We start from the raw sequence: 26,810 nt of genomic DNA, 5'->3' as shown, positions 1-26,810 counted from the left end.
AGCGTCGTGCCCACCTTTGCCTTTTTGAGTCTGCTGATGTTGTCGGTGGGCACGCTACGCATTGCCCACCCTACGAGATCTCGTGCCCCGGACGCAGCGCAGCGCTTCTTCAGCGGTGCGCTGAGCCGGGGCCCATGCTTGCGGCATTCTGGGTCCCGGCTCAGCGTCGCGTCATTGCATGCCGCGCCGCGTCCGGGACGCGAGACCGGCCTACTGCTTCTCGATCTTCGCGTTCGTGATCAGCTTCTCCCACAGCACGAGCTGCTCGTTCACGAAGGTGCCGAGCTGCTCCGGCGTGCCCGAGAAGGCGTCCATGCCGAGGGTGGCGAGCTTGGCCTTGATCTCGGGATTCTCGACGATCTTCCTGATCTCGGCGTTAAGCCGCGTCACGATCTCCTTCGGCATGCCGGCCGGCCCGAAATAGCCCTGCCACGACGAGATGTCGAAATCCGGCACGCCGGCCTCCTGCATCGAGGGCAGGTGCGGCACCAGCGGCGTGCGCTCCTTGGTGGTGACCGCGAGCGCGCGCAGCGCGTTGCCGTTGACGTGCGGCAGGCCGGTCAGGATGTCCACGAACATCATCGAGACGCGGCCGCCCATGACGTCGTTGAGTGCCGGCGGCGAGCTCTTGTAGGGCACATGCAGCAGGTCGAGCCCGGCATTGTGCGCAAAGGTCGCGCCCGACACGATCGCCGAGGATGAGCCCGAGGCGTAGCTCAGCTTGCCCGGATTGGCCTTGCCATAGGCGACGAGCTCGCCGACGGTCTTGGCCGGCACTTCCGGATTGATGACCAGCATGAAGGGCAGATCGCCGGTGCGCGCGATCGGAGTGAAATCCTTGACTGGATCGTAAGTGAGGCTCTTGAGCAGATAGGGATTGGCCGAATGCGTGGTGTTGGTCGTCACCAGCAGCGTGTAGCCGTCGGGCGCGGCCTTCGCGACATAGGTTGCGGCGAGCATGCCGTTGGCGCCCGCCTTGTTCTCGATGACGATGCCGACGCCGAGCGCCTGCGACAGATGCTGCGAGATCAGGCGCGTGGTGGTGTCGGTGCCGCTGCCGGCCGCGAACGGCAGCACCAGCGTGATGTTGCGGCTCGGATAATTGTCGGCATGAGCCGTGGATGCGGCGGCGAGGCAGAGCGCGGCCGCCCCGATGGCACGCAGGTTTCGAATCAACGCTGAAAGCATGTCTGGACGTTCCCTCTTTTTCGTTGGCGGGAAACCTAGCGTCTCCTCGTTGAAATCGGAAGGCGGGAGTTGCTTGCCCCGGACGCAGCGCAGCGCTTCTTCAGCGGTGCGCTGCAGAGCCGGGCCCATGCTGCGGCAAACCGGGGCCCGGCTCTGCGCAGCGTCACTGCGTGCCGCAGCGCGTCCGGGACACGAGAGCGCAGAGTCCACGCCGCGGAATTACTTCACCGCAGAGCCCTGGCGCGAGGCGATCACGACGCCGGCGAGCACCAGCGCGTAGCCAATCAGGTGGAACGGCTGGAGCTTTTCGCCGAGCAGCAGGATCGCCATGGCCGAGCCGAACACCGGCACCAGATGAAAGAACGGCGCGGCCCGGTTCGGGCCGATCAGCGCCACGCCACGGTTGAAGAACAGATAGGCCAGCGTCGATGGGAAGATCAGGATGTAGCCCATCGTCGCCAGCGTGGTCGCGTCGAATTGCAGCACGCGGCCGCTTGCCGCCTCCCAGATCGCGGCCGGCAGCAGCATCGTCGCCCCGCAGCAGGTGGTGAAGGAGAGGAAGGAGAGCTGGTGGATCTTCGGCCGCCGCGGGATGAATGCGGAGTAGAGACCGAACGCCACCAGCGAGGAGGCGAACATGATGTCGCCCCTGTTGAAGCTGATGCTCGCGAGCGCGGCAAGATCGCCGCGCAGGATGATGATGAGCACGCCGACAAGCGAGATCGCGATGCCGGCGAATTGCGCGCCGGTCAGCCGCACGCCGAACAGCACCAGCGACCACAGCGCCACGAACAGGGGGCCTGCCGACTGGATCAGAAGCGCGTTCAGCGCCTCCGTGTATTGCATCGCCCAGTAGGAGATCGCGTTGTTGAAGGCGAAGCCGACCAGCGACAGGAACAGCATCAGGCGCAGGCTGCGGCGCAAGGCGGGCCAGTCGCGCTTCAGATGCGGCCAGGCGAACGGCAACAGGATCAGGAACACGCCGAACCAGCGGATCGTGGTCACCATCAGCGGCGGCACATGCGCGCCGACATGGCGGGCGAGCACGATGTTGCCGGCCCAGAACAGCGAGCTCAGGCTGAGCAGCAGATAAGGCTGGTTGTTGAGCCAACTGGCCGGATTCGAGGCCGGTGGCGCGGGCGAAGCGATCGTCATTTGCGTGCGATACGAGCTTGCGCCGGATTGCCGTCGTGACACAAGTCACAGCGTCGCAATGCTACAATGCAGACGAGCCCTGAGGAGGCGCCATTGGCGGTTAATATGTTGAACATCGAGGGCCTGGAGCGGCTCGATTCGAACGCGCCGGTGGTGATGCTGAACCTGATGCGCTTCCATGCGCGCTCGCGCGACGGCGATGGGTCCGGCTGGGACGCCTATCTGCGCTACAGCGCAATCACCGTGCCGATGATCAGGGCGCGCGGCGGCACGCTGCTCTGGACCGGCGATGCGAAGGCGGTCGCGCTCGGCCCGCACCAGGGCAACGACTGGGATTTCGTCGCGCTGGTTTACTACCCATCCGTCTCGGCCTTTCTCGACATGATGACGTCGGAAGCCTACGAGCGTGAAGCCGATCCGCATCGTGTCAACGGCTGCGCCGAGCATGTGATCATTGCCACCAGCGAGGCCTACAGCAAGTTCAAGGTGAAATAGCGAGCGCCCTTTCTTAACCCTCTCCAGGAGGGGGAGGGGTGAAGAGGCAGCAGCGTGCCTAACGCCTACGTCGCCTGCTTCCGCGACGCCACGAACACGCCCGACAGCACCAGTGCAAAACCGATGAAATGGAAGATCTGCGGGTGCTCGCCGAGGAACATGATCGCCATGATCGAGCCGAACACCGGCACGACGTGGAAGAACGGCGCGGCGCGGTTGGCGCCGATCAGGCGGACGCCGCGATTGAAGCAGAGATAGGCGAGCGTCGATGGGAAGACCGCGACGTAGAACAGGGTCAGTATGTTCGGTCCGTTGAGCTTCATCACGGGCCGCGCGAGCAATTCCCAGATCTCCAGCGGGATGAGACAGGCGGCGCCGCAGCCGAAGGTGAAGGCGAGGAACGACAGGCCGTGCATCGGCGGACGCTTCAGCGTCAGCACCGAATAGAGCGCGAAGATCACGAGCGCGACGATGAAGATGAGGTCGCCCTTGTTGAATTCGATGTTCGACAGCGTGGTGAAATCGCCATGCAGCAGGATGGTGAGCACGCCGCACATCGACAGCAGCACGCCGAACGCCTGCGCCGCGGTGAGCCTGACGCCGAGGATGGCCAGCGACCACAGCGCCACGACCAGCGGTGCGGCCGACTGCAGCAGCAGCGTGTTCAGCGCCTGGGTATGCTCGAGCGCCCAATATTGCAGCGTGTTGAAGGCGCCGATGCCGGTGATCGAGAGCGTCACCATCAGGCCGAGCCGCCCGCGGATCGCGGGCCAGTCCTGCGCAAGATGCTTCCAGGCGAACGGCAGCACCAGCAGGAAGGCGAAGAACCAGCGCAGGAAGGAGAGGGTGATCGGCGGGATGTGACCGGCGGCGAGCCGGCCGACAATGGCGTTTCCGGCCCAGCACAGCGCGGTGATGCTGAGCAGCAAATAAGGCTGATTGGCGATCCAGCTGTGAGCGGATGTATCGGTGCCGGTGGTCTGGCCGGTGGCGGACATTGTGATCGTTATGGCCCCGCGGATGCGCCGAGGCCTCCGGCCCGGGGGTCCGGACCCGGCACATCGCCCAGCTTTGCTCAAAGACACGGAAATCGAGATGGCATCAACGGGGGGCGGATGCATCGCGACCATGCAGCGACGGACATGTCGTCTCACGCTTTGGTCGAAGCCGTTGCGCCCTCCCCGACGGTTTCTGGATTTTCAGGGGATATCAAAGGCTTGGGTCGGGCTTTGGTCCCTGAAAAAGCCCCGTTCTTGCTTGCCTAGAGGGGCTGCTTCCTTTATCCGGTTGGCTGCCTTGCGTGCGGGCGGCTCCGGCCGCCGCTTGGGCTGGGCGCAGGCATGATCCCGGAAGAGTGGGCACCGGTTTTCCGCGAGGATCATGCCTCCTAGAGACAGATTGAACAGGGATTACCCGCGAATGGCCAACGTTGTCGTCGTCGGCGCCCAATGGGGCGACGAAGGGAAGGGCAAGATCGTCGACTGGTTGTCGGAGCAGGCGGACATCGTCGTCCGCTTCCAGGGCGGCCATAACGCCGGCCACACGCTGGTGATCAACGGCAAGACCTACAAGCTGGCGCTGCTGCCGTCCGGCGTGCTGCGCGAGGGCAAGCTGTCGGTGATCGGCAATGGCGTGGTGTTCGATCCCGCCGCCTTCCTCGACGAGGTCGCCAAGCTCAGGTCGCAGGGCGTCGATGTCAGCCCCGACAATCTGCGCGTCGCCGAGAACGTCACGTTGATCCTGCCGCTGCATCGCGAGCTCGATGCGCACCGCGAATCCGCCAGCGCGGCGACCGCGATCGGCACCACGCGCCGCGGCATTGGACCCGCCTATGAGGACAAGGTCGGCCGCCGCGCCATCCGCCTGATGGATCTTGCCGATCATCAGACGCTGCCGCACAAGATCGACCGCTTGCTGGCGCACCACAACGCGCTGCGCCGCGGCCTCAATCTGCCCGAATTCGACAACGCGGTGATTCTGAAAGAGCTGATGGCGATGGCGCCGCAGCTGTTGCCCTATGCCGAGACGGTCTGGCGGCTGCTCGACATCAAGCGGCGCGAAGGCAAGCGCATGCTGTTCGAGGGCGCGCAAGGTGCGCTGCTCGACGTCGATCACGGCACTTATCCTTATGTCACCTCGTCCAACACGGTGGCGGCGCAGGCCGCGACCGGCGCCGGCCTCGGGCCGGGCGCGGTCGGCTATGTGCTCGGCCTGTGCAAGGCCTACACGACCCGCGTCGGCCAGGGCCCGTTCCCGACCGAGCAGGACAACGAGACCGGCCGCAGGATCGGCGAACGTGGACGCGAGTTCGGCACCAACACCGGCCGTCCCCGCCGCTGCGGCTGGTTCGACGCCGTGCTGGTCCGTCAGGCGGTCCGGACCTGCGGCATCAACGGCCTGGCGCTGACCAAGCTGGATATTCTCGACGGCTTCGACACCATTGACGTCTGCACCGGCTACAAGCTCGACGGCAAGGAGATCGACCATTTCCCGGCCGGCGAGGGCGCGCAAAGCCGGGTCGAGCCGATCTACGAGACCATCGAGGGCTGGAAGGAGCCGACCGCCAGCGCACGGTCCTGGGCCGACCTGCCGGCACAGGCCATCAAATATGTCCGCCGGATCGAGGAATTGGTGGGGTGTCCGGTCGCACTGCTTTCCACCAGCCCCGAACGCGAGGATACTATCCTGGTGCAAAATCCGTTTGAGGCTTAACGAAATCTTACCGGGACGCGCGTATAGTTGAGTAGAAATGGCTGATTACTACCCGCTGATCGCCCGCGCTATTGCCGCCCTGGACCCCAACGCTCCCGGCGAAAGCCGTCGCGCGCTCTATGAGCGGGCGCGCACGGCGCTGATCGCGCAGCTGCGCAGCGTGCAGCCGCCGCTCTCCGAATCCGAGATCACCCGCGAACGGCTGTCGCTGGAAGAGGCTGTCCGCAAGGTCGAATCGGAGGCCGCCCAGCGTGCCCGCGAGGCCTCGCGCCCCGGTGGCGGCACCCGCCCCAGCGGCAGCGGCGATGCCTTCCGCCGGGCCAGTGCCCGCGCCGCCGAGGGTGGCGCTCCGGCATCCCAGCCGGCCCCGCCGCGCACCCGTCCGGCCCCGACGCCGCCGCGTGCCGACCGGCCGTCCCTTGGCACCGAGGACCAGGGCGAGGCGCCGCGGCCGCCGCGCGCGCCGCGTTTCGACGCTCCACGCCAACCCGGCCCGTCCGCACCGCCGCCGATGCCGGAGCCGCCGGCCTCTCCGGCCGGACGCGATCGTGCGGCCGGGCGCCGTCCGCCGGACATGGGCCCGCCGCCCCCGCCACCATCGGCGCCGGGCGTGCGCGGTTTCCGCGACATCACGGCCGATGCCAACGATCTCGGCGGCGCCGCCGCACAGGCCAGCCGCGCCGCGCGCCGCACCTACGCCAACGTGCCCTCGCCCTCGCCGGAGTTCGACCGGCTGGAGCCGAGCCTGGAAAATCGCTCCGGCGAAGCCGAGGCGCCCTATTCCTACGACGAGTCGGTCGAGGAGGCCGAGCGCTACACGCCGCAGCCGCCGTCGCCCCGTCCGCGCGTCGCGGCCGAGCGCGACGCCAAGAAGCGCGTCCGCACCGGCTCCGCCTTCCCGTTCAAGAGCGCGATCGCCGTCGGCATCGTCCTGATCCTGGTCGGTGCCGGCATCCTCTGGGGCAAGCAGCTGATGCAGATCGTCAACGGCTTCCTCAAGCCGTCCGCGACGCAGGTGGCGGACACGCCGGCTCCGGCGCAGCCGCAGAGCAAGCCCAAGATTCCCGATCGCGTCGGCCAGCCTTCGGCCGATCAGCCGGTTGCGCCGGTGGCGCAGAAGGTCGTGCTCTATGACGAGGATCCGTCCGACCCGAAGGGCAAGCAATATGTCGGCTCGGTGGTATGGCGGCTGGAGCCGATCAAGGCGTCCGGCAACCAGAAGGCCGACGTCGCCGTGCGCGCCGACATCGAGATTCCCGACCGCAAGTTCAAGATGACGATGTCGTTCCGCCGCAACACCGACTCCTCGCTGCCGGCCAGCCACACCGCGGAATTGACCTTCATCCTGCCGCCAGATTTCCCGGGCGGCAGCGTCTCCAACGTGCCGGGCATCCTGATGAAGTCGAACGAGCAGGCGCGCGGCACGCCGCTCGCCGGCCTCGCGGTCAAGGTCACCGACGGCTTCTTCCTGGTCGGCCTGTCCAATGTCGATGCCGACCGCGCCCGCAACGTCCAGCTCCTGAAGGAGCGCTCGTGGTTCGACGTGCCGCTGGTCTACGCCAATCAGCGCCGCGCCATCATCGCTATCGAGAAGGGCGCCCCCGGCGAACGCGCCTTCAACGACGCCTTCGCGCAGTGGGGCGACTGAGCTGCTGCTGTCATTCCGGGGCGTGCGAAGCACGCGCTATGATGCGCAATTGCGCATCTGAGAATCCCTTGCGCAGCACGTGACGGAGAGAAAAGCTTCCGGGTTCGGTGCTGCGCACCGCCCCGGAAATGACATCCCGGACGGATGACTATTGCGCCGTCGCTTCCCGCTTGCGCGACGCGGTGGCTTCGCGGTCCATCACGGCGCGGCAGCCGGGGCTGACATTCGCCTTGTTCCGCACCATGCAGGCTCTGACGCGCGGGATGTCCGGAATTTCACTCGAGCACAGCCGCATCGCATCGCCCGTGCACATCTGCTGCGCTTCGGACGAGAAGGCGAGGCCGGGTGATGTCTGCAGAGCGATGGCGCTGGCGGCGACGGCGAAGAGAGTTGCGATGGTCTGATTGCGTGTCATGCGGAATGGGTCCCCGATTTCCCTTGGGCTTGAGCCACTTGGTTTTTGGGGCGCCGCACGCGGCTTGATCTGCCGCATGTCACAGCCTTCACGCCGGGAACTCTGGTCCCGCGTGTGGTCGCTCGATTTCTTGATGCCCGAATCGAAAAGTGCTGCGCCGCCCGAGCGAAGTATGCGCCATTGGCGCGCGGCTGCAATGGTCAGTGCAAAGGAATTCGCAATTGTTGCACGCGAGTCACGTCGCGCGCGCTCACATCAGCCGATCCGGGGATGCGCTCGCTTGTTCCACATCGCTTGCGCCGAGTGATGCGGCATGTTCCTCGACGGCGGTGACGCCCTTGGCGGTGAGCTCGAACAGGTCGCCGTCCTTCATCACGTAACCGTCGGCGATCAGCTGTCCCACCTTGCCCTGCCGGTCGTCGGCGAAGGCCACGGATTGACTGATGTCCCTGAGGATCGAGAGCTGTTCGTCGCGCAACATGGCTTCACGCTCCATTCGCCGGGATGGTGCCGGTCCTCACATGCCGTGGCTCTGAAACACCTTGCTGCACGACTTCGACAGCTTGGCGCGGTTGGCTTGCAGGCAGCCTTGCACCGCCATGTCATTGCCGAGATCCTTGCGGCAGAAGCGCTGCGCATCCCGCGAGCAGGCCTTTTGCTCCTGCGGCGTGCCCATGTGGCCTTGGGCGAGAGCAGGCGCGTCCGACAGACCGGTCAGGGCTGCCAGCGCGATCGTCGCCAGGAGAAATTTGCGGGCCATCGGCGGGCTCCAATCTGACAGGGATAAATTCAGGTCCTGCATGAACTCGTCGCCTTGCCACTTGTTCCCCTCGGGGAGGTCAGCGCCCGGCTATTCAAGGTTCCCGCCGCGCTGCTATAAAGCTGGCGAAGTTGAGAGGATGCGATGAAACGCTATCTGGTGTTTGCGCTGGTCGGCCCGTTCGTCGGCGGGTTTCTGTTGCTGCTGACCACGACCTATCAGTCCGGCTATTGGACCCAGACCAGCCTGAGCGAGGTCGGCAAGCTGCTGGCGGTGTTCTTCAAGACGCTGCAATACAGCTATCTGTTCGGCTTCCTGCCCGCGCTGATGATCGGCGCGGTCGACGACATCCTGGTCCATATCAGGCGGATCGGCCCGGTCGTGCGGATGATCCTGGTCGGCCTGTTCGCCTTCATCCTGGCCTCGATGACCTATAGCTCGCGCGGCCCGGATTCGGGCGCGGTGCAGTTCATCCTGTACGGCCTCGTGGGGTTCGTGCCGGCGGTGATTTCGTCCTGGCTCGTACATAGATATGTCGACGAGCCGCCGGCGGTGGCGGCGCCGACCTGAGCGCGCGACCTTCGGGCGCGGCGCAGCAACCTCCGCCGCCGCGGCGCGTTCCCTAGAGACCATGACCATGTCCGACGACGATATCATTGCCCCGCGCCGATCCCGTTCGGCGAGCGGCTCGCGTGCGACTTTCTCCGGCAGGGAGGCGCGTGGACCGATCATCGATCAGGAGGGACACGAGATCCGCCCCGAGACGCTGGAGCAGGGATTTCGCGAGTTTCGCTTCGAGTTCGGGCAAGGTAATCCGTTCGGCAATCTGACGCGCGAGCAGCGCATCGCGCGGCTCGAGGCGATCGCAAAGCTGCTCGACGTCGCTTTCATCCTGCCCGGCACCAACATCCGCTACGGCATCGACGGGCTGATCGGCCTGATCCCGGTCGTCGGCGACATCATCACCACTGCGATCTCGCTGTGGCTGGTGCGCGAGGCGAGGGCGCTCGGCGCGCCCTGGTACATCACGGCGCGCATGCTCGGCAATGTCGCGGTCGACGGCGTGTTCGGCCTGGTGCCGTTTGCGGGCGACGCCTTCGACGTCATGTTCCGCGCCAACATGCGCAATGTGCGCCTGCTCCAGCGCTGGCTGGAGAAGCAGCCGCGGATTTAGGCTGCTCCTGCAAGCATTTGGTGAAAGCGTTTGACCGGCTGTCGTGCCGCGGGTGGCCGGGACAAGCCCGGCCATGACGATGTGAAAGCCTCAAAGCCCAAAACACGAAAGGCGCGACGACCTTTCGGCCATCGCGCCTTCTGCGCACATCGAAAGTTTTCGCGAGACCTTACGCCGCGTCCGCGTCGGTTTCGGTATCCGGCTTGCGGCGGCGGGGCAGCGGGAAGGCCTCGCTCTCATAGAGCGAGCGGATGCCGTTCTGGTCGAAGCGCGCTTCCTCGACCTGCAGATAGGCGCCGTTCAGCGAATCCGTCGGCAACTGCTCCATCGCGAACTGCACGGCTTCGGCCGCGGTGCCGAACCGGCGATAGGTAAAGCCCGCGCGCTTCTTCTTCCGGATCGCGGCGGGGAAGAGTTCGGCGGAGGTGTTGAAGTTGAACGGACGCAGTGGACGCATGGTCAAAGACCTCGTGATCTTCTCTGGGGCTTTAAGCGCGTGGGGTTTGGGAGGGCAAAGGCCGCCATCGAGCGGGCCCGCCGCACATGTCATTTCTGCCCTCTAATATAGGCCGTTTTGACAGAAATGCGACCCCCGCGATGCGAGATGATGAATCCGCGCATGGCAGCCCCGCAATGGCGGAAAATCGAATTATTTCAATGATTTATATGGTTCAAATTTTGCCAACAAGCAGCAGGACGATCAGCACCACGAGCACGACGCCGCCGATCCCCATGCCGGAATGGCCGAGGCCATAGCCATAGCCGCCGAAGCGGCCGGACAGGCCGCCCAGCAGATAGATGATGACCAGGATGATCAGGATGGTCCCGAGTGTCATGGCATCCTCCCTGGCGGCACGCCGAAAGCGAGGATCGGCCATGCCGCCACGAGAGAAAAGCACATCATCGCGCCGGGTTCCATGGCGGAACCCGGCGCGAGGTCAGGCGCCGTCGGAATTATTTCGGGTCGAGCTTCAGCGCGGCGGAGTTGATGCAGTAGCGCAGGCCGGTCGGCCCGGGACCATCGGGAAAGACATGACCGAGATGGCCGCTGCATTTGGAGCACAGCACCTCGGTGCGGATCATGCCGTGGCTGACGTCCCGCTCCTCGTCGATATGGCTCTCGACGGCCGGCTCGGTGAAGCTCGGCCAGCCGCAGCCGGAATCGAACTTGGCATCGGACTCGAACAGGACGTTGCCGCAGCCGGCGCAGACATAGGTGCCGGCGCGGTGGTCGTGCTCATACTCGCCGGAGAAGGGACGCTCGGTCGCCTTCTCGCGCAGCACCGCGTACTGCATCGGCGTCAGCTCGCGCCGCCACTGCTCTTCGCTCTTGATGACCTTGTCGTCTGAGGTTTTCGTCTTGGTGTCGGGCATGGGTCTCCCGTTTCTCTCGTGATCAGTTGGTGGCCTTGCTGGCATTCACCAGCGTCGGCTTCTCGATGTAATTATCCGCGAACAGCTTTTTCAGGTTCTCGACCTTGGGGATGTCGTTATAGGCGATATAGGGCTGGTTCGGGTGCAGCGTCAGATAGTCCTGGTGATAGGCCTCCGCCGGATAGAACGCCTCCAGCGCGCCGACCTTGGTCACGATCGGCTTGTTGAAGACCTTCGCGCCGTTGAGCTGGGCGATATAGCCCTCCGCCACCTTCTTCTGCTCGTCGGAGGTGGTGAAGATCGCCGAGCGATATTGCGGGCCCACATCAGGGCCCTGGCGGTTGAGCTGCGTCGGGTCGTGCACCACCGAGAAGTAGATCTGGAGGATCTTCCCGTAGGAGATCTTCTTCGGGTCGTACTTGATCTCGACGGCCTCGGCGTGGCCGGTGCGGCCGCTCGAGACAGTCTGGTAGTCGGCGGTCGCCTTGGTGCCGCCGGCATAGCCGGAGACGGCGTTGACGACGCCCGCTGTGTGCTGGAAGACGCCTTGAACGCCCCAGAAGCAGCCGCCGGCGATGACAGCGGTCTGGACTCCGCTGGCGGGCGCTGCATCCGTGGCGGGGGCGGGGATCACGACCGCATCCTCTGCGGCCCGGGACGGCATGGCAAAGGCCAGCGTCATGGCGGCGGTTGCGGCGAGCAGGGACAGGATGGCAGGTCGGCGCATGGCGATCCTCTTTCGCTAGGTCTGACAGTCTATGGCGGCCGCGACCGGGCGAACAGCCTGCCCGGCGGGTTTTCGCATCGTCCGAGATACGGGGCGCGGCCGGCGATTGTTACACCGGGGCGGACACGACGCCGTGAGCAGACCCGGGATGGCGCGGCGAGAGGCCAGAGGCCGGCTTGGCGGGATGTGGAACTCCGCGCTAGATGAACCGGCGTAACCGATGATCGACAATAGAACGTGGTGGCTGGAGCTGGCCTGAGAACATGCTGCGCGTCGTTTCCCTGACCTTCGTCGTCCTCGCCGCCTCTGCGTCGATGGCCGCGGCCGATCCGCAAGCCGGCGACGACCTGGCCATTTGCCGCGACCGCCAGGCGGATGCGCAGGCTCGCGCAACGGCCTGCGACAATCTGCTCAGTGCCGACCGCCTCGCCGGCAAGGACAAGGCGATCGCGCTGTCCGTTCGCGGCAACGCGCTGCTCAACAAGCGCGACTACGTGCACGCGATCGAAATCTTGTCCACGGCGCTCGACCTCGATCCCGACTATGTCGTGACCCTCAATCTGCGCGGCCTCGCCTATGAGCGCAGCGGGAAGGAGGATCTCGCGATGGCCGACTATAACCTCGCGCTCCAGAAGCGTCCGACCTACGGCGTCCCCTACAACAATCGCGGTGTCATCCAGCTGCGGCGGGGCGCGCTGCAAAGCGCGCTCGACGATTTCAACCTGTCCATCAAATACACGCCGAAATTCCTGCTCGCCTGGACCAATCGCGCCCGCGTGCGCACGCTGATGAAGGATTTCAACGGCGCGCTCGCCGACTTCGCGGAGGCCGAGAAGATCGATCCGGCCGCGCCGCAGATCGCCGGCCACCGCTGCATCACCTACGGCATGATGGGCAAGTACCCGCAGGCCCTTGCCGATTGCAACGGCCTGATCGAGCGGCAGCCGAAAAACGTATTCGCGATCAACAACCGCGCCGACGTCAACATGATGAAGGGTGACCTTGATGCCGCGTTGAAGGACTACAACACCGCCCTCCAGATCAATCCCAACAATGTCCGCGCCCATTCCGGCCGTGGCCAGATCTACGAGCGCAGGAAGGATCTCGCGCAGGCCCGCGCCGACTATCGCGCCGCGGCCTATTCGCTGACCAGGTTCGACGAGATCGACGTCGCCCGCGCCCGCGCCGTCGCACAGGAGCGGCTCGCCGCGCTGACGCCGCAAACGCCGGGCGGCGCGCCCGCCGGGCGCCGCGTCGCGCTGGTGATCGGCAACGGCGCCTACAAGAACGTCCACGCCCTGCCCAACCCGCCGCGCGATTCCAAACTGATCGCCGGCGTGCTGCGCGACGTCGGCTTCCAGACCGTGATATCCGTCAGCGACCTCACCCGGGACAAGTTCTTCGAGGCCTTGCAGACCTTTGCCAATGAGGCGGAAAAGGCGGATTGGGCCGTGGTCTACTATGCCGGCCATGGTTTCGAGATCGGCGGGGTCAACTATCTCGTTCCGGTCGACGCCAAGCTCGCAGCCGACAGGGACGCCGAGACCCAGGCGGTTGCGCTGGAGCAGGTGATCGCCGCGGTCGGCGCCGCACGAAAGATGCGGCTCGTGGTCCTGGATGCCTGCCGCGACAATCCGTTCGCGCCGACCATGCAGCGCACGCTGGCGCTGAAGCTGGTCGACAAGGGCTTTTCCAACATCGAGCCCGGTGCCGGCTTCATGGTGGTTTACGCTGCCAAGCACGGCGAGACCGCAATGGACGGCGACGGCAGCGCCAACAGCCCGTTCGCCACCGCGCTCGCCCGCGAGATCAAGCAGCCGCGCGTCGAGATCCGGAAGCTGTTCGACATCATCCGCGACGACGTCTGGGCCGCCACCAAGCACGAGCAGCAGCCGTTCACATATGGCTCGCCGCCGGGACGTGAGGATTTTTACTTCGTGGCGGGGAAGTGAGGAGCGCGTGTGTGGGATGCGACTGCGCCCCCTCATAACCGACGTCGTCCCCGCGAACGCGGGGACCCATACCCACAGGGAGAAGTGTGGGGCAGAGCTCCCACTCCGAGTCTTCGCCAAACTTCTCCCTGTGGGTATGGGTCCCGGATCTGCGCTTCGCTTGTCCGGGACGACGAGCGGAGGTTGAGGCCGCGGTATCACCAAAGCATCGACGCTTAAACCACAATACTCAGCCGCTTCGCCGCCCGCGTGATGCCCGTATAGAGCCACCGCGCCCTGGACTCTCCAAACGCAAAGCTCTCGTCGAACAGCACGACGTCGTCCCATTGCGAGCCCTGCGACTTGTGCACGGTGAGAACGTAGCCGTAGTCGAATTCGTCATAGGGCTTGCGCTGCTCCCAGGCGATCTGCTCGATGCCGCCCTCGAAGCAGTCGGCGCGCACCGAGACCTTGGTCACCTTGTGTCCAAAGTCCTCGTCCGGCGACAGGCGCATCGAGAGAATGCGCGATTTCGAGCGCGAGGTGTTGCGCGACTTCACGCGCCACAGCCCGCCGTTGAACAGGCCCTTTTTGCGGTTGTTGCGCAGGCAGACCAGCTTGTCGCCGGCGACCGGAAAGGTGTCCTCGATGTTCTGGCGCTGGCGGACGCGCATGTTGTAGGCGCGTCGCGTGTTGTTGCGGCCGACCAGGACCTGGTCGGCGCCCATGACGCGGTCGGGGTCGAGCTCCTTGCGGGACACCACCTCGCTCTCGCCATAGCGGCCGATGTCGAGCTCGCGGCCCTCGCGGACGTCCATCGACATCCGCACGATCGGATCGTCCTGGGCCTGGCGATGCACCTCGGTCAGCATCGCGTCCGGCTCCGAATTGGTGAAGAAGCCGCCGCCCTGGATCGGCGGCAGCTGCGCGGGGTCGCCCAGCACCAGCAGCGGACAATCGAACGACATCAGGTCGCGCCCCAGCTCGGCGTCGACCATCGAGCATTCGTCGATCACGATCAGCTTGGCCTTGGAGGCCGGCGCGTCGTCCCACAATTCGAAGCTCGGCTGCTCCTCGCCGGATTCGCGGGCACGGTAGATCAGGGAATGGATGGTGGAGGCCTCGTCGCAACCCTTGTTGCGCATGACCAGGGCCGCCTTGCCGGTGAAGGCGGCGAATTTCACCTCGCCGTCGACGCCCTCGGCGATATGCCGCGCCAGCGTGGTCTTGCCGGTGCCGGCAAAGCCGAACAGGCGGAACACCGGCGGCGTGCCGTTCCGGCCGGGCTTTGCTTTCAGCCAGTCGCCGACGGCCTTGAGCGCGGCGTCCTGATGCGGGGTGAAGGTGGCCATGTCTGTCTTGAGAGGTGCGAAACGAGGCGATTCGCGACCTGTCAAAACTAACCATTCGCACCGCTCATTCAAGCGGCCGGGCCAACCTACTGCCAGCCGGGAACGCCGCGCATGTCGGGCAGCTGGTGGGCGATGCCCTTGTGGCAGTCGATGCAGGTCTTCTCCTTCGTGAACAGGAAGCGCTGGTGCGCCACCGAGGCCCGCGGCGACTGTTTTGTGATGTCCATGGAATCGGCGCTATGGCAGTTGCGGCATTCCAGGGAATCGTTGGCCTTGAAGCGCGCCCATTCATGTGCCGCCAGTTCGAGGCGGTGCTCCTGGAATTTCTCTCTGGTGTCGATCGTGCCGAAGATCTTGCCCCAGACCTCCTTGGAGGCCTGCATCTTGCGCGCGATCTTGTCGGTCCAGTTGTGCGGCACGTGGCAGTCTGGACAGGTCGCGCGCACGCCGGAGCGATTGGTGAAGTGGATGGTCGACTTCAGCTCGGCGTAGACGTTGTCCTTCATCTCGTGGCAACTGGTGCAGAATTTCTCGGTGTTGGTCAGTTCCAGCGCCGTGTTGAAGCCGCCCCAGAAGATCACGCCGGCAACGAAGCCGGCCAGCACCAGGGTGCCGAGGGCGAACACCGAGCTCGGCCGGGTCAGCACCTGCCAGAGCTCGAGCACGAAAGCCCAGCTCCGCGCGATGAAGCCGCGCTTGGCCTTCAGCTCCGCGTTGGGCCCGTCAGCGGTCGTCGTCATCGCCGGCCACCCGGACTTGCGCGCGACAGCAGCGTGTCGATGTCGACGAAGTCGTTGCTGACGGGCGGATTGGCGGTGTTCTGCGGCACGTGGCATTCGGTGCAGAAGAAGCGCCGCGGCGAGATCGAGGCGAGGAACTGGCCGTCGCGGTCCATGAAATGCGTGATCGAGACCATCGGCGCCTGCGATTCCGCGGTGCGGGCCCGCGCGTGGCAGGACAGGCATTTGTTGCCGTTGAGATCGATCTGATAGCCGTCGATATTGTGCGGGATCACCGGCGGCTGCTCCGGATAGTTGCGCACCTCCTTCTCGGCGGTGTTGCGGTTCGGCAGCATCGGCGGCGCCGGACCCTCGTCGTTGAGCGGGGTCGGGCCGCGCAGGCCGGAATTCACCGTCTGCGCCGTCAGCGAGCTCGCGCCCGTGGCGATCGCGACCGCCAGCAGGGCGATACCAAATCGTTTCATCATGACAGGTTCACCCGCTCGATGCGCACGGCGCATTTCTTGAAGTCGGTCTGCAGCGAGATCGGATCGGTGGCGTCGAGCGTCACCTTGTTGATCAGCTTGGATTCGTCGAACCACGGCACGAAGACGAGGCCGCGCGGCGGCCGGTCGCGGCCACGCGTCTCGACGCGGGCGCGGATGAAGCCGCGGCGGGAGACCACTTTCACCTCGTCGCCGCGGCGAAGCTTCGCCTCCTGCGCGTCGTCGGGGTGGATGAAGCAAACGGCTTCGGGGAAAGCCTTGTAGAGCTCGGGCACGCGGCGCGTCATGGTGCCGGAATGCCAATGCTCCAGCACGCGGCCGGTCGAGAGCCAGAGCGGATATTCCTTGTCGGGCGATTCCGCCGCCGGCTCGAAGGGAAGCGCGAAGATGCGCGCCTTGCCGTCGGGGAAGCCGTAGAACTGCACGTCGGTGCCCTGCTTGACGTAGGGATCGCTGCCCTCGCGGAAACGCCACTTCGTTTCCTGGCCGTTGACGACCGGCCAGCGCAGGCCGCGCTCGCGATGGTACGTGTCGAACGGCGCGAGGTCGTGGCCGTGGCCGCGCCCGAACTGCGCATATTCCTCGAACAGGCCCTTTTGCACGTAGAAGCCGAACGCCTTCGCTTCATCGTTGGCGTAGCCGGCCTCGATCTCCGAGGTCGGATATTTGTCGATCTGGCCGTTCTTGTAGAGCACGTCGAACAGCGTCTTGCCGCGATAGTCCGGTTTCTTCGCGATCAGCTCCTCCGGCCAGACCTCTTCGATCTTGAAGCGCTTGGAAAATTCCATGAGCTGCCAGAGATCGGACTTCGACTCGCCGGGCGCGGTGACGAGCTGGTGCCAGAACTGCGTGCGCCGCTCGGCATTGCCGTAGGCGCCTTCCTTCTCGACCCACATCGCCGTCGGCAGAATGAGGTCGGCGGCGAGCGCGGTCACGGTCGGATAGGCATCCGAGACCACGATGAAATTGTCGGGGTTGCGGAAGCCGGGATAGGCCTCTTCGTTGATGTTGGGACCGGCCTGGAGGTTGTTGTTGACCTGTACCCAATAGGCGTTGATCAGGCCATCCTTCAGCATCCGGCTTTGCAGCACGGCGTGCGCGCCGTTCTTGTCGGGAATGGTGCCCTCGGGCAGCTGCCAGATGTGCTCGGCGTGATCGCGATGCGCCTTGTTGGTCACGACCATGTCGGCGGGCAGGCGGTGCGAGAAGGTGCCGACCTCGCGGGCGGTGCCGCAGGCCGAAGGCTGGCCGGTCAGCGAGAACGGGCTGTTGCCGGGCGAGGAGATCTTTCCGGTCAGAAGATGGATGTTGTAGACGAGGTTGTTGCACCAGACGCCGCGGGTGTGCTGGTTGAAGCCCATGGTCCAGAACGAGACCACCTTTGTCTTCGGGTCGGCGTAGAGCTCGGCAAGCGCTTCCAGACGGTTGAGCGGCACGCCCGACATTTCGGCGGCCTTCTCCAGCGTGTACTCTGACACGAACTTGACGAACTCGTCATAGCTCATGTCGGTGGCGTCGTTGGGTTTCGCCGCGCCGGTCGCCTTTTTCTGTAGCGGATGCTCGGGCCGCAGGCCATAACCGATGTCGGTCTGGCCGCGCTTGAACACGGTATGCCTGGCGACGAAGTCCTTGTTGACCCGGCCGGTCTTGATGATGTGGTTGGCGATGGCGTTGAGGATGTACAGGTCGGTCTGCGGCGCAAACACCATGCCGATGTCGGCGAGGTCGAACGAGCGGTGCTCGAAGGTCGAGAGCACGGCGACGCGGACATGCGGCGCAGAGAGCCGGCGGTCGGCCAGACGCGTCCACAGGATCGGGTGCATCTCCGCCATGTTGGAGCCCCACAGCACGAAGGCATCGGTCGCCTCGATGTCGTCATAGCAGCCGGAGGGCTCGTCGATGCCAAAGGTGCGCATCATGCCGGCGACGGCCGAGGCCATGCAGTGGCGCGCATTGGGATCGATGTTGTTGGTGCGGAAGCCGGCCTTGAACAGCTTCGAGGCGGCATAGCCTTCCCAGATCGTCCATTGCCCAGAGCCGAACATGGCGACGCCGTTCGGGCCGCGCTTCTTGATCGCCTCCTTCCACTTCAGCTCCATGATGTCGAAGGCCTCGGTCCACGATACGGGCGTGAACTCGCCGTTCTTGTCGTATTTGCCGCCCGTCTTGCGCAGCATCGGCTGGGTCAGGCGGTCGTGGCCGTACATGATCTTGGAGAGGAAGTAGCCCTTGACGCAGTTGAGGCCGCGATTGACCTCGGCCTTGATGTCGCCGTGGGTGGCGACGACGCGGTTCTCCTTGGTCGCGACCATCACGGAGCAGCCGGTGCCGCAGAAGCGGCAGGGGGCCTTGTCCCATTTCATTTCGCTGTTGTCGCGTTCGGTGACGAGGTTGGCGGCGAGCGCCGGAGCGGGCATGCCGGCGGCGGCGGCCGCGATGGCGGCGGCCTCGAGCTTGAGCATCTGGCGGCGGTCGAGCTTGGGCGATGACATGACGGCTCTCCGGCCTTAGGCGGTTTCGATGGCGTGGAAGACCAGCGCTGCGGAATAGACGTTCGGCAGCGACTGGATGGTGTTGAGCAGGGTGCCGAGGCTGCCGCTATCCGGCGCTTCGGTCACGACGACGAGCTTGCCGCGCGAATCGCGGCCGTGGATCTCGCAGCCCGGCAAGGCGGTGATCTCGGCTTCGAGTTCGGCGAGACGCTCGGGACGCGCCTGCACCAGGATGCTGGCGATCTCGGCGCCCGGTGGCGCGATGACGCGATCGGCGCTGAGAACCTGGCCGGTGATCAAGGCGCGGCGGTTGAGTGTGGCGTTGGCCATGATGCCTGTCTTTCGCTGGTTGGGAATCAATGCGGGGGCGGCGGGCCGGGCGGGCCGGCAAACATCTGGTAGATCCAGACGCCGAGGCCGTAAGAGCCGACGGTTCCGACCGCGAGCACGGGCATCACGACCGCAGTCAGGAACAGGAACGCAAAAATCTCCATGCGCTTACGGCGCACGCGCGAAGTCGTGTCGTCAGGGGCCGACATATTCGGTCTCTCTGAAATGGTATCGGGAATCGGACGGCATCCGGGCCGTTGCCTTGCCGCACTTTAGATCCGTTCGAACCGCTAACGCGTTGATCTGGATCAACCTGTCGAGTTGGCAGGACCCTGTAGTGCGCGCCGGAATCGGGCTTTCATTGCCACGCGCGGCGGAGAGGAGCGATCTGCCGCGCGGCGGAATTGCGTTTGCCTGGACAGCGCTGCCTCACGCATTAAGATGTTCTCAACAATAATAAGTGCGGGCGACGCCATGAAGTTCGGCATCTTCTATGAGCTCCAATTGCCGCGGCCCTGGGTGGCCGGTGACGAGCTCAGGCTCTACCAGAACGCGCTGTCGCAGATGGAGCTTGCCGACAAGCTCGGCTACGACCATGCCTGGGTCGTCGAGCATCATTTCCTGGAAGAATATTCGCACTCGCCTTCGCCGGAATCCTTCCTCGCCGCGGCCAGCCAGCGCACGCAGAGGATCAGGCTCGGCCACGGCATCCTCCAGCTCACCACCAACCATCCGGCGCGCGTTGCCGAGCGCGTCGCGGTGCTCGACCTGCTCTCGAACGGCCGCTGCGAGTTCGGCATGGGCGAGAGCGCCTCGATCACCGAGCTCACCCCGTTCGGCCGCGACATGGAGACCAAGAAGGAGGTGTTCGAGGAGGCCGTCGCCGCGATCTTCCCGATGTTCAAGGACGCCGGCAGCGAGCATCACGGCAAATATTTCGACATCCCCCTGCGCAATGTCGTGCCGAAGCCGGTGCAGAAGCCGCACCCGCCGCTGTGGATGGCCTGCTCGCAGCTGCCGACCATCGAGCGTGCCGGCCGCCACGGTTTCGGTGCGCTCGGCTTCCAGTTCGTCAGCGCGGACGCGGCCCACGCCTGGGTGCACGCTTATTACAATGCGATGACCAAGCGGCTGCACAAGCTCGCGGATTACGAGATCAACCCGAACATGGCGCTGGTCTCGTTCTTCATGTGCGCCAAGACCGACGAGGAGGCGCGCGCGCGTGCCGACGGTGCCACCTTCTTCCAGTTCGCGCTGCGCTTCTACGGCGCCTCGCAGAACCGCCAGCGGCCCGCGCCGTACACCGTCAACATGTGGGACGAATACAACAAATGGAAGCGCGACAATCCGGAAGCGCAGGAGGCGGCGTTGCGCGGCGGCCTGATCGGCTCGCCCGAGACCATCCGGAAGAAACTGAAGCGCTTCCAGTCCTCGCACATCGATCAGGTCATCCTGCTCAACCAGGCCGGCAAGAACAGCCACGAGCACATCTGCGAATCGCTGGAATTGTTCGGCCGCGAGGTGATGCCGGAGTTCCAGAACGATCCTGCGCAAGCCGCCTGGAAGCAGGGCGTGATGAGTGGCGAGATCAAGCTGGAAGAGATCGACACCGAGGCTTTTACGGACCGCTACGGCAAGCTCGCGATCAACGTGGCGCCAGTGAAGGCGGCGGCGGGCTAGGCGCGACCTGACACTTTGCCATGATGTTGCGCCGTACCCCGCGCAGCTTCCTTGAAGTCACGCGCGGATGACGGACAGGGTTCGGAGCGAGGTAGCGGCGTGATCCGTGAAGGCCCTGACAGCCGGGGCCGCGCGCCGGGAGCCCGGGGTCACGACCTGGACCGGTACGACCGGCGGCTCATATGCCGGAAGAAGACGCGCGAGCTTTCCCGACGAAATCTCGGCATTGACCTGATAGGACAACAGTCGAGCGATGCCCTGGCCCGACGTCACGGCGGCGATGACCGTGTCGAGGTCCGTCGTCATGAGGCGCGGCATCACGCGAACCGTGTGCAGGCGACCTCGATTCTGGAACCGCAGTTCGGTCGGCCCGGCAAATCCGGAAAAGAACACGACATCGTGCCTCGCTATGTCCCGGGGATGTCGAATCTCGGGTTGGTTGCGCAAGTAGGTGGGGCTCGCCACCAGGACGCGACGGACGGCCCCCACGGATCTGACGACCAGGCGCGAGTCGCGCGGCTGACCTATCCGGATCGCGACATCGATGCCTTCATCGATCAGGTCGAGCGATCTTTCGCCCATGATGAGTTCGATACGTATCGCCGGATGAGCGTCAAGGAAGCTCGACACAATCGGAGCGACATGACGGCGTCCGAAGATGGTGGGGGCGGCTATTCGCAGGAGACCGTGCAGCGGTGCCCCTTCCGTCTCGACAAGTCGGCTCATGACGGTCGAGTAGCCGTTGACCAGCTCGCGGGCCCGCTCGGCGAAGCGGCGGCCGGCATCTGTCGGAGCAAGACGCCGGGTTGTGCGCTCCACCAATCGTCTTCCAACCCTTTCCTCGAGTGCCGCAAGCGCACGAGTGATTGCGGGAGGCGAGCGCTTCAATCGCTTCGCCGCGCCTGCGAGGCTTCCGACCTCCATTATCGCAACGAAAGTCGCAAGTTCATCGAGCCTGTCCATCGGATCATTCCCAGGAATGGAATTGTGACTTTCAGCATTGACTCTATTGCAATTCAGTCGACCGTAATAGCCTTCAGCCCGAAAGTGCTCGGATGCGTGAAATCATCGGCAGCGGAGACGATCGTGGCCGCGGCGATTTTCGGAGCGGCCCGTCTGCCTGATGCCTGATGACGTCGTTCGACGCGGCAGCGTTCGCGTTTTTCAATGAGCAGTCCTGGTCCGCCTCTATGTCACGGCTTGTTCTGAAAGGGTGCCCTCATGCCCGGAGCAATGGAAAGCCTGCTGTGGTGTGCCGCGCTCGCAACGTGGCTGATGCTTCTCTGTAGCCTTTCAAGTGAGCGCTTGAAGCGGCTCTCGAAGCTTCTCGGCCATCTGCGCGAGATTGCTTTCAGGCACAGGGCGAAGTGACCCGGCGGGGCAGTCGCATGAAGGACGAGGCGCGGAGGGCAAACCGCCCAGAATGGTGTGAAACAGCCCTACGGCCGGGGGCGGCGATGCTCATGCCATGGCTTCCGGCAATATCCCGTTGCTGCTATCCTCTCGCAAAAGCACGTCTTGCGGAGGAACACGATGCGACCCAACGGGATAGCCCTTGGTCCGCCGGCTGGCGACGTCACGCCCGCGGTGCTCGCGATCGGCCGCTCCGATTTCCCCAACGTCCTGATCGAAACGCTGCGCCGGCAGGCCGATGTCGGTCATTGCATGGTGTTTTCGCTGTCGCGCGCCGGTGCTGCGCGCTGCCTGCTCGATGCCGGCAACATCCCGATCGGCGGCGACCTCGGCGCGGCCTATGCCGGCCAGTTCCACGAATCCGACCCCAACCGCGATGCGCTGTTCGAAGGCGAGGGCAGTGCGCCGATCATGCTGCCGTCCTTCGCGCCGCGCATGTACGGCGCGCGCTACCGGAAGATCTTCTTCCAGGATTCCGGCATCGTCGACAAATGCGCGACCGCGATCTGGACTGACGACACCTGCTTCTACGTCAATTTCTACCGCATCGCTGCGCAGGGCCGCTTCAGCGCCGCGCAGCGCGCGCGGCTCGGGGCGATCGCGCCGGCGATCGCGGCGAGTGTCGCGCGCCATTTTCAGGAGAAGCCGACGCCCGATCTCGCGACGCTGTTCGCGACGCGCGCGCCGCTGGCTGCGCTGACGCCGCGCGAGCAGGAGGTCTGCCGCCGCATCCTGTTGGGCTTCAGCTCCGAAGCGATCTCGCAAGAACTCGGCATCAGCCTGCATTCGACGCTGACCTACCGCAAGCGCGCCTATGAGCGGCTCGGCATCTCCTCGCAGAACGAATTATTCGGAATCGTGCTGCGACTGCTCTCGGGACCGCACGGTCTGAACTGAGGGGACTCGAGGGCCGCAAGATCCGCTTCCGGGCGTCGCGCGTTCTGGAAGGGGTGAGCCACTCAACCGGACCGGCCCGCCCTGATGGAAACGAGGATCGCAGTGCCGCGCCGCTTTGTCGCGCCATGTTCATGCGCGTGCGCGGCATTGCTCCGCGAGTTCACGGCACTCTCTTTGATTAAGCACTGTAGGGACTAATCACCGCATGGTGCTTATGATCGTGCGTCGAGGCGCCGCAGCAGTACCTTGTGATCGGCTAAACCAACATAGTTTAATTTATCTAATTCATTCCGGGCGTTTGATGTATTCATCGCAACTCACTCCCGGAGGTTGCCATGTCGACATCGGACGATGATCGTCGTGAATTTTTGAAGACCTGCGGAAAGTTCGCTGCTGTGACATCGCCAACTCTCGCCGTGCTCCTGTCTACCTCCCTCACCTCGGATGCGATTGCGCATTCCGGCGGAGGCGCGGTCTACCGTGGCAACGGTGGCAAGAGCTCCAGCCGGGGGGACGACTGCTAGGCTTGCGTTAATTAGTCGATTGCCGAGTTTCTCTACGTCCCTCCCAAGGGCTTCGACTGCCTTCCCCAAGACTGCTCAACGGGCCCCAACTCACCACCTGGAGTTGGGGCCTTTTGCTGGCCGAAGGATCGATCCGCATCCCGGACACCTGAAGGACGTGAGCTCGCGAGTCTGCTTCTGGGCCCAGAGCTGCCTTTGCCGAACGGCCTGCCAACCGTCACTCTTTGCCCCCGAAGCAGACGTGCAAGGTGCACGACAGCCGAACCGTCGAGCCGGGCCGGACACCGACCGCAGCGCAACGGCGTTCGCGGTATCTCTCAGCCAGTATTTTTGACCGCCTCAGCCAGCATCTCGTAAAGCTGCTGCTTGCTGAATTGCTTGGGCTGCTGGCTCTCCGCTGCGTTCCGCGACACCTTCTTTGCGACTGGACGGGCGCACGCTGCCGACGTCGGCCTCAGCTTCGGGGGCGGCCTTATCTTGGGCCTTGCCGTGGGCGGCTTGTGGCCTCGCTTAAGCCCCTGACGTGTCAGCATGCCGCAGACCGCGTTACGACTGCATCCGAGCCGACGCGCTATCTCCGCCGCGCTCTGTCCTGAGGACCAGAGCCTGATGAGGAGCCCTATGTCTTTCGCATCCCATCCCATGGGGGATATTATAGCGCCGACTGCCGAACACGCGTCAACTAGTCTTCGTCCGGCTCGCGCACGACCGCCGGTTCGTCAGCGTCATCTTCCCCTTCGTCATCTTCGTCCTCATCTTCTTCCTCGTCGTCTTCATCAGGATCTCGTGGCGGCATCGCGGTGCCAAGCAGCACGAGCGGTGTCCTGCAGATCGCTGTGATGGAAAGCGCTTCGAAGGTGTGTTGCCTCATTGTCGTTGCTCCTCGAAAAGCACCCGCGGTCGAATGTCTGGCCGGCGGCACGGACAGATCCCGGGCGCGATTGTCGCAAACGCGAGGGTGACATCGGGTCGATGACATGCGCAGGGGCCGCGCCCGCCACGCAACTGGCGACCCTACTTTATGCCGGAAGGCCCATCAGACTCGATGTCCACCAAAAGCTCGCCGCTGGTGATTTCGGGAACCCCAAGATCGAGGTCATGCAGACTTGCCTGAACAAACGCCAGTATCTTGGCGTTCGCTGCGTTGGCGCTCTCGCGGTCATCGAATATCATCACGGCGATACCGACACCGTCGCCCGCATCCAGCACATGGTAAGATCTAAATCCCTGGGATTGCCTCAGGATCTCACCGACGCCGCTCTTGGCGCGACGAGCCGCGTCCGCGACCGAACGTACCTTCGTGTACTTGCGAATGACCATGTACATGGGGTCACCACGCGCCATACGCTCCCTCGCATCAGAGCATATCGGTCTCAGTCAAACCAGTGCCAACTTCCGCGATAGGCCACAGCCTCGGTTGGGCCGATCGCGCAACGCGTCTTTTCCAAGGAGCCATCCTCGCCCGCAAGGGCGAGGTGCTTGAGGCTCAGGTGCCCTCGAACTTGAACGATACGTTGAGCTTGGCGCGATAGGCCTCGACTTTTCCCTTGTCGTCCAGTTGCATATCGAGCTTGACGACCTCTGCAATGCGAAGATCTCGCAGAGATTTGGCAGCCTGCTCGACCGCATTGGCGGCCGCCTTCTCCCACGAGTCTTTGCTGGTACCGATCAGTTCAATGACCTTGTAGACGCTCTCGGGCATGTCGTTCCTCCTATGCGGTAGGGACCGGAAATCTAGCATCTGGATCTCGAGGCCGATACGTGTCCGGAGGATGCTGCGGAAAAGGGTCCGGTTGGCTGTCACTTTTCCTGTTGGACCCAAACGGGCGGCCCCGTCGGGCGACGCGCTCGTATTCTCAGCCCGAACGGACGCGCCCATGGAATCTGCTTCCTGCATGTTGGCTTCCGAATATAATTTCGCCGGCCGATGTCGTCATTGCCACCAGAGGTTTTGACCGATGAAGCGATGGCACCGCGTAAGCATCGGCAGCATGGTAATCGCCGTGGGCCTGGTGTGCGCCGGGGCCCTGGTGGTCAGTCGATCGCACGTTCCCCCGGAAGCCATAGCTTCATCGGTCACGCGTACGCCTGAGCTCATGGAGCGGGCGTGGCACCTGCCCGTGGCAGCCACATTCCAACGACGCGTCGATTGGCAATCGAACGGCTCTCGCTGCGGACCTGCCGCTGTTGCGAATGCGTACCGGTCTCTTGGCGAGGCGGCAACCACGGAGGGCAAGGTGTTGGCCGGCACGTGGAGCTGCTGGACAGGCGTGTGCATGATGGGTCTCACGCTCGACGAGCTCGCCGAAGTCGCCCAGTCCCGCACCAGCCGGAAAGTTACGATCTTGCGCGATCTCGGTGAGACGCAGTTTCTGGAGCATCTCCGTCGCTCGAACGATCCGGGGCGACGCTACATCGTGAATTTCGATCGCGCCCCAATTTTTGGTGCCGGGAGCGGACACCATTCCCCAATTGGCGGCTATTTCGAAGCCGAGGACCTCGTTTTCGTGCTCGATGTCAATTTCGATTTCCAGCCATGGCTCGTCGAGCGGAAGCGGCTGTTCGACGCCGTCAATACGTTCGACGGCGACAAGAAGCGGGGGTTGCTGGTCATCGAGTGAAATCAGGCATGCGCGTATTGGCCCCTGAGCCGTTCCGAGGTGCCCCGATCCGCTTCCGACTGGATAGCGGCCTTCCGCGAGTGCGCATCCCTGAAGAATATCGACCGCCCCCTGAGGGAGTGGACTGCCGCTGTACAACGGATATGTTTGGTGCGCTGATGGTTCAACCAAAAAGGGAGAACGTAATGTACGCCAATATTCTCTTGAGCACGGATGGATCAGAAGTCGCGAACAAGGGCGTGAAGCATGGCATTGCCCTGGCAAAGGCCGTTGGCGCCAGAGCGACAATCATCACCGTCACTGAAGGGATGTACATCGACTATGGAAGCGGACACGCCGGAGGGTACATTCCCACGCAGGAGGAAATGGATAAATTCAATGCCGCTCAGAGAGAAGGCGCGAGCAAAATTCTCCATGAGGCCCGAACTGTAGCGGAGCAGTCCGGTGTATCTGCTGAACTGTTGCACATTCCAGACGCCCATCCCGCCACCGCGATCGTCGAAACTGCCAAGTCCAGGGGATGCGATTTGATCGTGATGTCGTCTCATGGGCGCCGCGGACTCAAGAGGCTCTTCCTGGGAAGTCAGACATCAGAGGTCTTGGCTAACGGAAGCGTGCCGGTGCTGGTGGTGGTGTAGTCAAACGGGCAGCCCGATGGAGCGGATTGGCAGGTCGTCTTCTGTCCTCGTTCTGCGTG

General features: G+C 64.3%; 31 protein-coding genes. 10 read left to right on the top strand and 21 right to left on the bottom strand.

From position 1 onward, the window contains the following. Nucleotides 1-210: 210 nt before the first annotated feature. A complete protein-coding gene (locus HAP40_RS32735; RefSeq protein ID WP_166813499.1) occupies nt 211-1,188 on the bottom strand; it encodes a Bug family tripartite tricarboxylate transporter substrate binding protein in 978 nt (325 codons plus the stop codon). A gap of 219 nt (nt 1,189-1,407) precedes the next feature. After that, nucleotides 1,408-2,343, bottom strand: a complete 936-nt coding sequence (locus HAP40_RS32730) for a DMT family transporter (RefSeq protein WP_166813501.1) — start codon at nt 2,341-2,343, stop codon at nt 1,408-1,410. Nucleotides 2,344-2,448: 105 nt separating this feature from the next. On the opposite strand from HAP40_RS32730, the gene HAP40_RS32725 reads away from it, so the two are divergent. Next, nucleotides 2,449-2,838 (top strand): DUF1330 domain-containing protein, encoded by a 390-nt coding sequence (locus tag HAP40_RS32725; RefSeq protein ID WP_208024917.1) that lies wholly within the window; start codon nt 2,449-2,451, stop codon nt 2,836-2,838. A gap of 65 nt (nt 2,839-2,903) precedes the next feature. Here HAP40_RS32725 and HAP40_RS32720 read toward each other — a convergent pair whose 3' ends face one another. After that, complete coding sequence (locus tag HAP40_RS32720; protein ID WP_166813505.1) at nt 2,904-3,836, bottom strand: DMT family transporter; 933 nt, start codon at nt 3,834-3,836, stop codon at nt 2,904-2,906. Nucleotides 3,837-4,257: 421 nt separating this feature from the next. Between HAP40_RS32720 and HAP40_RS32715 the strand changes: the two genes are divergently transcribed. Then, entirely contained in the window at nt 4,258-5,550 is a 1,293-nt protein-coding gene (locus tag HAP40_RS32715; protein WP_166813507.1) for an adenylosuccinate synthase, read from the top strand. Between the two features lie 37 nt (nt 5,551-5,587). After that, on the top strand, nt 5,588-7,198 hold the full coding sequence (locus tag HAP40_RS32710) for a hypothetical protein (RefSeq protein ID WP_166813509.1): 1,611 nt from the start codon (nt 5,588-5,590) through the stop codon (nt 7,196-7,198). 148 nt (nt 7,199-7,346) lie between these two features. On the opposite strand, the gene HAP40_RS32705 is transcribed toward HAP40_RS32710, so the two are convergent. The 3 genes from HAP40_RS32705 to HAP40_RS32695 form a co-directional block, all read right to left on the bottom strand. Continuing rightward, nucleotides 7,347-7,613 (bottom strand): hypothetical protein, encoded by a 267-nt coding sequence (locus tag HAP40_RS32705; protein ID WP_166813511.1) that lies wholly within the window; start codon nt 7,611-7,613, stop codon nt 7,347-7,349. A 250-nt stretch (nt 7,614-7,863) separates the two neighbouring features. Continuing rightward, complete coding sequence (locus tag HAP40_RS32700) at nt 7,864-8,094, bottom strand: hypothetical protein (protein ID WP_166813514.1); 231 nt, start codon at nt 8,092-8,094, stop codon at nt 7,864-7,866. A 36-nt stretch (nt 8,095-8,130) separates the two neighbouring features. After that, on the bottom strand, nt 8,131-8,373 hold the full coding sequence (locus tag HAP40_RS32695) for a hypothetical protein (RefSeq protein ID WP_166813516.1): 243 nt from the start codon (nt 8,371-8,373) through the stop codon (nt 8,131-8,133). 144 nt (nt 8,374-8,517) lie between these two features. Here HAP40_RS32695 and HAP40_RS32690 point away from each other — a divergent pair, with 144 nt between their 5' ends. Then, on the top strand, nt 8,518-8,943 hold the full coding sequence (locus tag HAP40_RS32690; RefSeq protein WP_166813518.1) for a DUF5413 family protein: 426 nt from the start codon (nt 8,518-8,520) through the stop codon (nt 8,941-8,943). A gap of 61 nt (nt 8,944-9,004) precedes the next feature. Then, nucleotides 9,005-9,547 carry a DUF4112 domain-containing protein gene (locus tag HAP40_RS32685; protein ID WP_166813520.1) on the top strand — a complete coding sequence of 181 codons (543 nt, stop codon included), beginning with the start codon at nt 9,005-9,007 and terminating at the stop codon, nt 9,545-9,547. A 169-nt stretch (nt 9,548-9,716) separates the two neighbouring features. Here the strand turns inward: HAP40_RS32685 and HAP40_RS32680 are convergent, their stop codons facing one another. From HAP40_RS32680 to msrA, 4 genes are all read right to left on the bottom strand, one after another. Then, entirely contained in the window at nt 9,717-10,004 is a 288-nt protein-coding gene (locus tag HAP40_RS32680; RefSeq protein ID WP_166813522.1) for a hypothetical protein, read from the bottom strand. A 214-nt stretch (nt 10,005-10,218) separates the two neighbouring features. After that, on the bottom strand, nt 10,219-10,383 hold the full coding sequence (locus HAP40_RS32675; RefSeq protein WP_166813524.1) for a DUF3309 family protein: 165 nt from the start codon (nt 10,381-10,383) through the stop codon (nt 10,219-10,221). A 118-nt stretch (nt 10,384-10,501) separates the two neighbouring features. Beyond that, nucleotides 10,502-10,921 (bottom strand): peptide-methionine (R)-S-oxide reductase MsrB, encoded by a 420-nt coding sequence (gene msrB / locus HAP40_RS32670; protein ID WP_166813526.1) that lies wholly within the window; start codon nt 10,919-10,921, stop codon nt 10,502-10,504. Nucleotides 10,922-10,943: 22 nt separating this feature from the next. Beyond that, nucleotides 10,944-11,648 carry a peptide-methionine (S)-S-oxide reductase MsrA gene (gene msrA, locus HAP40_RS32665; RefSeq protein WP_166813527.1) on the bottom strand — a complete coding sequence of 235 codons (705 nt, stop codon included), beginning with the start codon at nt 11,646-11,648 and terminating at the stop codon, nt 10,944-10,946. Between the two features lie 263 nt (nt 11,649-11,911). Here msrA and HAP40_RS32660 point away from each other — a divergent pair, with 263 nt between their 5' ends. Next, nucleotides 11,912-13,600 (top strand): caspase family protein, encoded by a 1,689-nt coding sequence (locus tag HAP40_RS32660; protein ID WP_166813529.1) that lies wholly within the window; start codon nt 11,912-11,914, stop codon nt 13,598-13,600. Nucleotides 13,601-13,815: 215 nt separating this feature from the next. Here the strand turns inward: HAP40_RS32660 and HAP40_RS32655 are convergent, their stop codons facing one another. From HAP40_RS32655 to napE, 6 genes are all read right to left on the bottom strand, one after another. Then, nucleotides 13,816-14,931 carry an ATP-dependent DNA helicase gene (locus HAP40_RS32655; protein WP_166813531.1) on the bottom strand — a complete coding sequence of 372 codons (1,116 nt, stop codon included), beginning with the start codon at nt 14,929-14,931 and terminating at the stop codon, nt 13,816-13,818. A gap of 86 nt (nt 14,932-15,017) precedes the next feature. Continuing rightward, complete coding sequence (locus HAP40_RS32650; protein WP_166813533.1) at nt 15,018-15,671, bottom strand: NapC/NirT family cytochrome c; 654 nt, start codon at nt 15,669-15,671, stop codon at nt 15,018-15,020. Continuing rightward, a complete protein-coding gene (locus tag HAP40_RS32645) occupies nt 15,668-16,138 on the bottom strand; it encodes a nitrate reductase cytochrome c-type subunit (protein WP_166813535.1) in 471 nt (156 codons plus the stop codon). Before HAP40_RS32645 ends, HAP40_RS32650 begins: the two co-directional genes overlap by 4 nt. Continuing rightward, complete coding sequence (gene napA / locus HAP40_RS32640; RefSeq protein WP_166813537.1) at nt 16,135-18,648, bottom strand: nitrate reductase catalytic subunit NapA; 2,514 nt, start codon at nt 18,646-18,648, stop codon at nt 16,135-16,137. Before napA ends, HAP40_RS32645 begins: the two co-directional genes overlap by 4 nt. A gap of 15 nt (nt 18,649-18,663) precedes the next feature. Further along, entirely contained in the window at nt 18,664-18,978 is a 315-nt protein-coding gene (locus HAP40_RS32635) for a chaperone NapD (RefSeq protein WP_166813539.1), read from the bottom strand. 26 nt (nt 18,979-19,004) lie between these two features. Next, nucleotides 19,005-19,187, bottom strand: a complete 183-nt coding sequence (gene napE / locus HAP40_RS32630) for a periplasmic nitrate reductase, NapE protein (RefSeq protein WP_166813541.1) — start codon at nt 19,185-19,187, stop codon at nt 19,005-19,007. Nucleotides 19,188-19,452: 265 nt separating this feature from the next. Between napE and HAP40_RS32625 the strand changes: the two genes are divergently transcribed. Further along, nucleotides 19,453-20,658, top strand: coding sequence for an LLM class flavin-dependent oxidoreductase (locus tag HAP40_RS32625; RefSeq protein WP_166813543.1), 1,206 nt, complete (start codon nt 19,453-19,455; stop codon nt 20,656-20,658). Nucleotides 20,659-20,715: 57 nt separating this feature from the next. Here HAP40_RS32625 and HAP40_RS32620 read toward each other — a convergent pair whose 3' ends face one another. Then, nucleotides 20,716-21,621: a LysR family transcriptional regulator gene (locus tag HAP40_RS32620; protein ID WP_166813545.1), complete on the bottom strand. Its 906-nt coding sequence runs from the start codon at nt 21,619-21,621 to the stop codon at nt 20,716-20,718. Between the two features lie 570 nt (nt 21,622-22,191). Here HAP40_RS32620 and HAP40_RS32615 point away from each other — a divergent pair. Next, nucleotides 22,192-22,968 (top strand): helix-turn-helix transcriptional regulator, encoded by a 777-nt coding sequence (locus tag HAP40_RS32615; RefSeq protein ID WP_166813547.1) that lies wholly within the window; start codon nt 22,192-22,194, stop codon nt 22,966-22,968. Nucleotides 22,969-23,809: 841 nt separating this feature from the next. Here the strand turns inward: HAP40_RS32615 and HAP40_RS32605 are convergent. From HAP40_RS32605 to HAP40_RS32590, 4 genes are all read right to left on the bottom strand, one after another. Beyond that, nucleotides 23,810-24,136, bottom strand: a complete 327-nt coding sequence (locus HAP40_RS32605) for a GcrA family cell cycle regulator (RefSeq protein ID WP_166813549.1) — start codon at nt 24,134-24,136, stop codon at nt 23,810-23,812. Between the two features lie 38 nt (nt 24,137-24,174). After that, nucleotides 24,175-24,363 (bottom strand): hypothetical protein, encoded by a 189-nt coding sequence (locus tag HAP40_RS32600; protein ID WP_166813551.1) that lies wholly within the window; start codon nt 24,361-24,363, stop codon nt 24,175-24,177. Nucleotides 24,364-24,506: 143 nt separating this feature from the next. Continuing rightward, nucleotides 24,507-24,818, bottom strand: a complete 312-nt coding sequence (locus tag HAP40_RS32595) for a hypothetical protein (protein ID WP_166813552.1) — start codon at nt 24,816-24,818, stop codon at nt 24,507-24,509. Nucleotides 24,819-24,978: 160 nt separating this feature from the next. Next, a complete protein-coding gene (locus HAP40_RS32590) occupies nt 24,979-25,194 on the bottom strand; it encodes a dodecin family protein (RefSeq protein ID WP_166813554.1) in 216 nt (71 codons plus the stop codon). Between the two features lie 256 nt (nt 25,195-25,450). On the opposite strand from HAP40_RS32590, the gene HAP40_RS32585 reads away from it, so the two are divergent. Then, nucleotides 25,451-26,113, top strand: a complete 663-nt coding sequence (locus tag HAP40_RS32585; RefSeq protein WP_166813556.1) for a phytochelatin synthase family protein — start codon at nt 25,451-25,453, stop codon at nt 26,111-26,113. Nucleotides 26,114-26,298: 185 nt separating this feature from the next. Continuing rightward, nucleotides 26,299-26,751 (top strand): universal stress protein, encoded by a 453-nt coding sequence (locus HAP40_RS32580; RefSeq protein WP_166813558.1) that lies wholly within the window; start codon nt 26,299-26,301, stop codon nt 26,749-26,751. The last annotated feature ends 59 nt before the right edge of the window (nt 26,752-26,810 follow it).

Source organism: Bradyrhizobium sp. 1(2017) (assembly GCF_011602485.2).
Taxonomy (GTDB): domain Bacteria; phylum Pseudomonadota; class Alphaproteobacteria; order Rhizobiales; family Xanthobacteraceae; genus Bradyrhizobium.
The sequence above is the reverse complement of the archived record's forward strand: the minus strand, read 5'-3'. Positions and strand labels throughout refer to the sequence as shown.